The 1,229-nt window shown below is 68.0% G+C and carries 1 protein-coding gene and 1 pseudogene; both read left to right on the top strand.

Features of this window, described 5'->3' with window-relative positions:
• The coding region (locus R1101_RS28520; protein ID WP_442969899.1) for an oxygenase MpaB family protein at nt 1-952 on the top strand (952 nt) is incomplete at its 5' end.
• A 54-nt stretch (nt 953-1,006) separates the two neighbouring features.
• Nucleotides 1,007-1,229 (top strand): annotated as a pseudogene (locus tag R1101_RS0123785) (hypothetical protein); the annotation flags it as partial.

Genomic DNA, 1,229 nt, shown 5'->3' with positions numbered 1-1,229 from the left:
GGCGCCCCCGGAACCGCTGGGGCCCGAGTCGCTGACGTGGAGATATTTCGGCGGGTGGCGCGGAATGCTCTTCGGACCCTGGGCGGGGTCGATGCAGAACATGCATCCCGGGCTCGGGGCCGGTGTCGAGGAACACTCGACGTTCTTCGACGAACGATGGGAACGCCTCTACCGATCGCTGTACCCGATCTACGGGGTCGTCTTCGACGGTGCCCGCGCCCCGGAGACCGCGGCGAAGGTGCGCGGCTACCACACCACCGTCAAGGGAGTCGACAAGCACGGCCGCAGGTATCACGCGCTCGATCCCGGCACCTTCTATTGGGCGCACGCGACCTTCTTCTACAGTCTCGTCGTCTCCATCGAGTGGTTCGACGGACCGCTCACCGTCGAGCAGAAGCACCGGCTGTTCGACGAGCACGTGCAGTGGTACCGGCTGTACGGCATGCCGATGCACTCGGTCCCCGAGTCCTGGGAGGACTTCCTCGCGTACTGGGACCGCATGTGCCGCACCGTGCTCGAGGACAACAAGGCCACCCGCGACGTGCTCGACCTGTCGAATCTCGGGCGCCCGCCCTTCCTGCGGTGGTTCCCCGAAAGGGTCTGGAAATTGATCCGCCCGCCGGTGACCGCCGGTTTCCTGTGGCTCACCATCGGGTTGTACGACCCGCCGGTGCGCGAGCTGCTCGGTTACCGGTGGAGCCGGCCGGAGCAGACACTGCACGCGCTCGTCGGCCGCACGATCGGATTCGGCACGAAGCTCGTGCCGTGGCGGTACCGCTACCACCCGCGGGCCCGTGCCGGTTGGGACCGCGCATGCGGGCGGATCCCGGCCGGTACCGGCCTGCTCGAGACACCCGGGCGCAACCTGCCGCCCCTCGACCGCCGCGACTCACCGATGCACTACAGCCCGGACGTGGCGAACCGGCACCGCCCCACCGCCGTTTCACCCTGACACATCCCGCCCGACACCGAGGTCGGCGAGCCCGGTCTGTGTCACGCTATCGAGGTGTCCACGCCTTCGTACCTGTCGTCCGGACGGCGCCGCCCTCTGTCCCCGGAGTCGGCGGCCTCCCGCATCAGCGCCTACGTCTACGGCAACATTCTGGTGCTGGCCGCGCTCGTCCCCATCACGAGCTCACCCGAGTACATCGGGATCGCGATCGTGATCGGTACCGCGCTCTCGACGTTCATCGCCCATGTCTTCGCGGAGTCGGTCGCCCAATCGGTTC

It is taken from the genome of Rhodococcus sp. R1101, assembly GCF_000278445.1.
Taxonomy (GTDB): Bacteria; Actinomycetota; Actinomycetes; order Mycobacteriales; family Mycobacteriaceae; genus Rhodococcus; species Rhodococcus gordoniae.
Note: the sequence above shows the minus strand (reverse complement) of the source record. Positions and strands in the feature narration are given on the sequence as shown.